1 protein-coding gene is annotated in these 1,357 nt (G+C 64.3%); it reads right to left on the minus strand.

Features of this window, described 5'->3' with window-relative positions:
* Positions 1-1,357 (minus strand): amino acid adenylation domain-containing protein (locus tag ABVT36_RS18995; RefSeq protein WP_368457966.1); only part of this gene is annotated, 1,357 nt, incomplete at both ends.

Raw genomic sequence — 1,357 nt, forward strand, 5'->3', positions numbered from 1 at the left:
CAGCACTCGCCGCTTCCGTATCGCCCCCACGCATCACAACATAGGCCACCAGGCGGGCGTCCCCAGGCTCGTCCCCTGAATCCGCGCTGTTTTGCACCACGGCCACCGCATCTTGCACCTGGGCGTGCTGCTGCAGCGCAGTCTCCACCTCTCCAAGCTCAATCCGAAAACCCCGCACCTTAACCTGCTGGTCTATACGCCCCAGGCACTCCAAGGCCCCACCACTGCCAGGCAGCAGTCGACCCAAGTCGCCAGTGCAGTAGAGGCGCTCGCCGGGAGTCTGTGCATAGGGGTTGGGCACGAAGCGCAGAGCGCTAAGACCCGGCTGTTTGAAATAGCCCGGTGACAGGCCCGCACCGCCGATGTGGACTTCCCCCACCACTCCTTCGGGGCAGAGCTGACCCTCGCGGTCGAGAATATAGAGCTGGGTGTTGTGGATGGGGCGGCCGATGGGCACTGTGCCCCCCGAGGTCAAACCCGCATCCAGCGCCTGCACCGCCGACCACACGCAGGTTTCCGTGGGACCATACATGTTCCACAGGCTACCGACCTTATCTGCCAGGGTCGCGGCCAGCGCCGGGGGGACGGCCTCCCCGCCCACCAGTGCCGCAAGTTGGGAACGCCCGGGCCAACCGCTTTGTAATAACAATTTCCAGGTCACCGGCGTGGCCTGCATCAGGCTGATGTGCTGGTCCGCAAGTGCCGCAGCCAACCAGTCGCCCTGCATCACGCACTCCTCGGGCACAATACTCACGCAGGCGCCGACGCTCAGGGGCAACAACAGTTCCAGCAGGGCGATATCAAAAGACAAGGTGGTGACCGCGAGCAAACGGTCGCGGGCTTTGATGCCGGGCGCAGCCTGCATACTCGAGAGAAAATTCACCGCGTTGGCGTGGGTGAGGCGCACGCCTTTGGGCTGCCCGGTGCTGCCTGAAGTATAAATAACATAGGCCAGCTGATCGGGGTGCACGGGAAGCTCAGGTGTGGGCTCTACACCCGTTGTCGGCAGGCGATCCAGGTCGATGCGGTGCGACACCTGGGCCACACCAACGACACCCGAGGCGCTCAAGGCCTGTTGGGTCACCAGGGTACGAATACCGCTGTGGCTCAACACATGGGCCAGTCGCTTGGGCGGGTAGGCGGGATCCAGAGGCACGTAACAGGCGCCGGCCTTGAGGATGCCGAGCATGCCCACCACCATCAACGGTGAGCGGTGGACGCAGAGGCCCACGGGCATTTCCGGCTCCACACCGGCCGCGATCAAATGCTGGGCCAAACCATTGGCGCGGCGGTCCAGTTCGCCGTAGGTCAGCTGCTGATCCTGACAAACCAGGGCCACCGCATCGGGTCGCGCCTG

It is taken from the genome of Microbulbifer sp. TYP-18, assembly GCF_040932045.1.
Taxonomy (GTDB): domain Bacteria; phylum Pseudomonadota; class Gammaproteobacteria; order Pseudomonadales; family Cellvibrionaceae; genus Microbulbifer.